This is a genomic window from Microbacterium sp. B24, assembly GCF_000333415.1.
Classification (GTDB): Bacteria; Actinomycetota; Actinomycetes; order Actinomycetales; family Microbacteriaceae; genus Microbacterium.
This window is the reverse complement of the sequence record NZ_BADB01000306.1, coordinates 1-5,283: the sequence shown is the minus strand read 5'-3', so window position 1 is coordinate 5,283 and position 5,283 is coordinate 1. Positions and strand designations below refer to the sequence as shown.

At 68.9% G+C, this 5,283-nt stretch carries 4 protein-coding genes; 2 read left to right on the top strand and 2 right to left on the bottom strand.

What is annotated here, in order from left to right; genetic code table 11:
• A partial coding sequence (gene aceB / locus I5I_RS07955) for a malate synthase A (RefSeq protein WP_036318281.1) occupies positions 1-1,459 on the bottom strand: 1,459 nt, incomplete at its 3' end.
• Positions 1,460-1,586: 127 nt separating this feature from the next.
• Positions 1,587-2,903, bottom strand: a complete 1,317-nt coding sequence (aceA, locus tag I5I_RS07950) for an isocitrate lyase (RefSeq protein ID WP_036318282.1) — start codon at positions 2,901-2,903, stop codon at positions 1,587-1,589.
• Positions 2,904-3,041: 138 nt separating this feature from the next.
• On the opposite strand from aceA, the gene I5I_RS07945 reads away from it, so the two are divergent.
• Together I5I_RS07945 and I5I_RS07940 are read left to right on the top strand one after the other, a co-directional pair.
• Positions 3,042-4,523: a helix-turn-helix transcriptional regulator gene (locus I5I_RS07945; RefSeq protein ID WP_036318280.1), complete on the top strand. Its 1,482-nt coding sequence runs from the start codon at positions 3,042-3,044 to the stop codon at positions 4,521-4,523.
• Positions 4,524-4,919: 396 nt separating this feature from the next.
• Positions 4,920-5,283 (top strand): hypothetical protein (locus I5I_RS07940; RefSeq protein WP_036318279.1); only part of this gene is annotated, 364 nt, incomplete at its 3' end.

The window sequence follows — 5,283 nt, the reverse complement described above, 5'->3', positions numbered from 1 at the left end:
TGATGCGGGTGCCGTCGTCGGTCGAGCGGTCCTGGTGGATCCACTGCCACACCTGGCTGCGGCTGATCTCGGCGGTCGCGGCATCTTCCATGAGGTTGTCGATGGCAACGGCGCCGAGGCCCCGCAGCCATGCCTCGATGTAGCGGATCGCCACCGACACGTTGCCGTACACGCCTGCCGCCGTGACCGGCAGCCCGATGTGCACGTCGATCAGCTGTGCCGCCTGCACGTTCACCTCGGGCCGCTGGCGGTCGATCTGGTTGGGGCGCTCGCCGAGCACGGCGTCGAACTCCGCCTGCGCGACGGGGATCAGGTCGGGGTGGGCCACCCACGTCCCGTCGAAGCCGTCGCCGGCCTCGCGCTTCTTGTCGGCGGCGACCTTCTCGAACGCCTGGGCCGTCACCTCCGGGTCGCGTCGGTTGGGGATGAAGGCGCTCATGCCGCCGATCGCGAAGGCGCCGCGCTTGTGGCACGTCTTCACGAGCAGTTCCGTGTAGGCCCGCATGAACGGCACGGTCATCGTGACCTGGCTGCGGTCGGGCAGCACGAACCGTGCGCCCCGGCCGCGGTAGTTCTTGATCATCGAGAAGATGTAGTCCCAGCGGCCGGCGTTCAGGCCCGCGATGTGATCGCGCAGCTCGAACAGGATCTCCTCCATCTCGAAGGCCGCCGGCAGCGTCTCGATGAGCACGGTGGCACGGATGGTGCCGTGCGGGATGCCGAGGTACTCCTCGCTGAAGGTGAAGACGTCGTCCCACAGCTTCGCCTCCTCCGCCGACTCGATCTTCGGCAGGTAGAAGTACGGGCCCACACCGTTCTCGATCAAGCGCTGCGCGTTGTGGAAGAAGTAAAGTCCGTAGTCCACCAGCGAGCCCGATGCGGCCAGGTCGCGACCGGCGCGATCGGTGTAACGGATGTGCTTCTCGACCAGGTGCCACCCGCGCGGGCGCATCACGATGGTGGGAGTCCGCTCGGCGGTGACGCGGTACTCCTTGCCCTCGGGGCTCGTGTACGACAGCTGTCCGCGGATCGCGTCGAACAGCGAGAGCTGACCCTCGATGACGTTCCGCCAGGTGGGGCTCGTGGCGTCCTCCTGGTCGGCCAGCCAGACCTTCGCGCCTGAGTTGAGCGCGTTGATCGTCATCTTCGGGTCGGTCGGACCGGTGATCTCGACACGCCGATCCTCCAGGCCCGGGCCGGCTCCTGCGACCTGCCACTCGGCGTCGTCGCGGATGTGGGCCGTGTCGGAGCGGAACTGCGGGTCGTGCCCGTTGCCGATCTCGAAGCGGCGTCTCATCCGGTCGGCGAGGCGGTCGTGGCGGCGCCCGGCGAAGCGGACGTGGAGTTCGGCGAGGAACGCGATGGCCGCGGGGGTGAGGATCTCCTCGTAGCGGTCGCGGATCGGTCCCGTGATGGTGATGGTCGATGCGGGCGCGGTGCCCGTGGCGGTGGGAGTCATGGCCCTGCTCTTTCTGTGTCGTGTGCGATGGGTGCGGCGTTTCGACTCGGCCCTGCGGGCCTCGCTCAACGACCGGGAGCGCGTGTTCCGGTCGTTGAGCGAGCGCAGTGAGTCGAAACGGGGTGCGTCAGTGGAACTGCTCGGCCTCAGTGGATCCCACCAGAGCCAGGGTCGCGCTGTCGGGGTTGAGCGCCGTGGAAACGAAATCGAAGTAGCCGGTGCCCGCCTCGCGCTGGTGCTTGGTGGCGGTGTAGCCGCGCGATTCCGCGGCGAACTCGGCTTCCTGCAGCTCGACGTACGCGCTCATGGCGCGCTCGGCGTAGCCGGAGGCGAGGTCGAACATCGAGTAGTTGAGGGCGTGGAAGCCGGCCAGCGTGATGAACTGGAACTTGTAGCCGAGGTCTGCGAGCTCCTGCTGGAAGGTCGCGATCTGCTCGTCGCTGAGGTGGCGCTTCCAGTTGAAGCTCGGCGAGCAGTTGTAGGCGAGCATCTTGCCGGGGAACTGCTCGTGGATCGCGCTCGCGAACGCCCGGGCGAGTTCGATGTCGGGCTCTCCGGTCTCGACCCACAGGAGGTCGGCGTACGGCGCGAACGCCAGGCCGCGGCTGATGACCGCCTCCAGGCCGGGGCGCACCCGGTAGAAGCCCTCGCTCGTGCGCTCGCCGGTCGTGAACTCCTGGTCGCGGGGGTCGACGTCGCTGGTGAGCAGGTCGGCCGCCAGCGCATCGGTGCGGGCGATGATGACGGTCGGCACGCCGGCGACGTCGGCGGCGAGCCGAGCCGCGTTCAGGGTGCGGATGTGCTGCTGCGTGGGCACCAGAACCTTTCCGCCGAGGTGGCCGCACTTCTTCTCGCTGGCGAGCTGGTCCTCCCAGTGGATGCCCGCGGCACCGGACTGGATGAGCGACTGCGCGAGCTCGTACGCGTTGAGGGGGCCGCCGAAGCCGGCCTCGGCATCCGCGACGATGGGGGCCAGCCAGTCCTGCGTGAGCGTGCCTTCGGCGTGCTCGATCTGGTCTTGGCGGATCAGGGCGTTGTTGATGCGGCGGACGACGGCGGGGACCGAGTTGGCCGGGTACAGGCTCTGGTCGGGGTAGGTCTGGCCGGCGAGGTTGCCGTCGGCGGCGACCTGCCACCCCGAGAGGTAGATGGCCTTCAAGCCTGCGCGCACCTGCTGCACGGCCTGGCCGCCGGTGTAGGCGCCGAGCGCGCGGATGTAGTCCTCGGTGTGCAGCAGGTTCCACAGGTTCTCGGCGCCGCGGCGGGCGAGGGTGTTCTCCTCGCGCACCGACCCGCGCAGGCGCACGACGTCCTCTGCCGTGTAGGTGCGCTGTACGCCGTCCCACCGCGGGTCGGTGTCCCAGATCTCCTGCAGCTCAGCGGCGGTCTGCGTCTGGTCGCCGGCGCGCAGTGGCGGCTGACCGGGGGTGGCCTGGATCGTCATGGTGCTCTCCTTCATCGGATGCCGGGGCGATGCCGGCGGTGGCTCGTGTCTCCACTTTGGGTGAACTTCGAGGCCGGAAGTAACCAAAACCGGTGTGAAGTTTGAAGGAACTTCACGTTCTGTGACACAATCCCGGACATGACGAACATCGATGTTCCGTTGACGGCGACGACCACAGAGCCCGAGGACGAGGCCGATGCGCTCACGATCGGCCGGCGCATCCGTCAGCTGCGCACGGCGCGCGGGATGACCCTCGACGAGCTCGCGGCAGCGGTCGAGCGGGCACCGAGTCAGCTGTCGATGATCGAGACGGGAAAGCGCGAACCCAAGCTCACTCTCCTGCGCGCCATCGCCAAAGCGCTCGGTGCCACGGTCGATCAGCTCCTCGAGGCCGAGCCTCTCGACGAGCGGGCCACGCTCGAGATCGCGCTGGAGCGCGCCATGAAGGGGCAGACCTTCCGGGCGCTCGGAATCGAGCCGTTCCGCATCGGCAAATCGATCCCCGACGACGCCCTTCGTGCCCTGCTGGCGCTGCAGGGGGAGATCGAGAGGCTCGGCGACGAGCGCTCCGCCACCCCCGAGGAGGCACGTCGCGCGAACGTCGAGCTGCGCCACCTGATGCGGCGCCAGGACAACTATTTCGCCGAGCTCGAGGAGCACGCCCGCGGCATCCTGCGTGCCGTCGACCATCCCGGGGGACCGCTCACGCAGCGCACCGCCTCGGACATCGCCGCTCACCTCGGCTTCTCGCTGCACTACGTCGCCGACCTTCCGGCCTCGACGCGGTCGGTCGCCGACATCAAGCACGGGCGGCTGTACCTGTCGAGCACGGTGCCCGCGAAGGGCGACTCGCGCACGGCCGTGCTCCAGGCACTTGCCAGTCGCATCCTCGGGCACGCCGAGCCGCGCTCGTACGCCGAGTTCCTGCGTCAACGCGTGGAGACGAACTACCTGACCGGCGCCCTGTTGATCCCCGAGGACCACGCCGTCCCGGTGCTCCACGACGCGAAGTCGCGCCGCGCACTGTCGATCGAAGACCTGCGCGACGCGTATTCGGTGTCGTACGAGACCGCCGCGCACCGCTTCACCAATCTGGCGACGCGGCATCTCGGCATCCCGGTGCACTTCCTGAAGGTGCACGAGTCGGGCACCATCACGAAGGCGTACGAGAACGACGACGTGAACTTCCCCGCCGACCGGCTCGGCTCGATCGAAGGGCAGCTGTGCTGTCGGCGCTGGACGAGCCGCGTCGTCTTCGACATCCCCGACAAGTTCAACCCGTACTACCAGTACACCGACACCGGCAACGGCACGTTCTGGTGCACGGCCCGGGTGGAGACCTCCAGCGAGGGGGCCCATTCGGTGTCGGTGGGGGTGCGCTTCGACGACACGAAGTGGTTCGTGGGGCGCGAGACGACGAACCGCGGCGTCTCCCGCCACGCGGTCGAGGTGTGCTGCCGGCGCGCTCCCGCCGAACTGGAGTCGCAGTGGCGCGATCAGGCGTGGCCCAACGTCCGCACGCCGCGGACGCTGCTGGCGACGCTGCCGACCGGGTCCTTCCCCGGCGTCGACACGACCGACCTGTACGAGTTCCTCGAGGCGCACGCTCCGCGCGACTGACCGCCGTTCGGCGTGCGGGCAGGCACGCGGCGACGCCGACTTGACGCGCGGCGGACGATCTGGTCCAATGAGATTCCCAGCTAGTGATAATGATTCTCATTTAGAACAGTCGACTCCATGCCGCACGCACACTCCCGAGACCACCTGCGGTCTCACGGCGTCCCCGCGTGCGGATGCTCGACCTCGGCGCTGCGCGCGCCGGGCTCATCCGTCGTGCCGAGCGCTCCGCGGGTGACGTGGAGACCGATCCGCCGTCGGCTCGTGAGCTGGCTGCGCGCCAACCTCGTCTATTCCGATCGAATGCGCTGACCGTTTCCGTGTTCGGGTCCCCCCGACGCGAGGAGCGGTGTCACCCTGCCAGACCCCCCGATCGAGAACAGAAACGAGAAACACCACATGAGCACGAACACGTCCACGTCCACGCGTCGCCCCCTCTTCGCCCGTGCGCTGCTGGCCCTCGCGGCGGCCGCCGCGATCGGCCTCGCGCCCGCACTCCCGGCTGCCGCGGCGACCGGCGCGCAGACCGGCGAGTGGGACGTCGTCGCAACGTCGGCGGCCCAGACCCCCAAGCTGCAGAGCTATGACCACGAGAACGAGGCCTGGGGCACGGTCACCTCGCCCGACGCTTGGTTCGCCGTCGGCGGGGGCAAGATCATCGACGAGGCCGAGGATGCGACGACGCCGGTCTCCGGCGGCGGCCTGCGCTTCCAGAACACGGCGTCGGCCGCGCGGACCGCGACCTTCACCTTCCGCATCCCGG

Bases quoted from the DNA above. Each gene is read 5' to 3' on its own strand.
- aceA (WP_036318282.1), bottom strand. From the start codon at position 2,903: ATGACGATCCAGGCCACCCCCGGTCAGCCGCCACTGCGCGCCGGCGAC.
- I5I_RS07945 (WP_036318280.1), top strand. From the start codon at position 3,042: ATGACGAACATCGATGTTCCGTTGACGGCGACGACCACAGAGCCCGAG.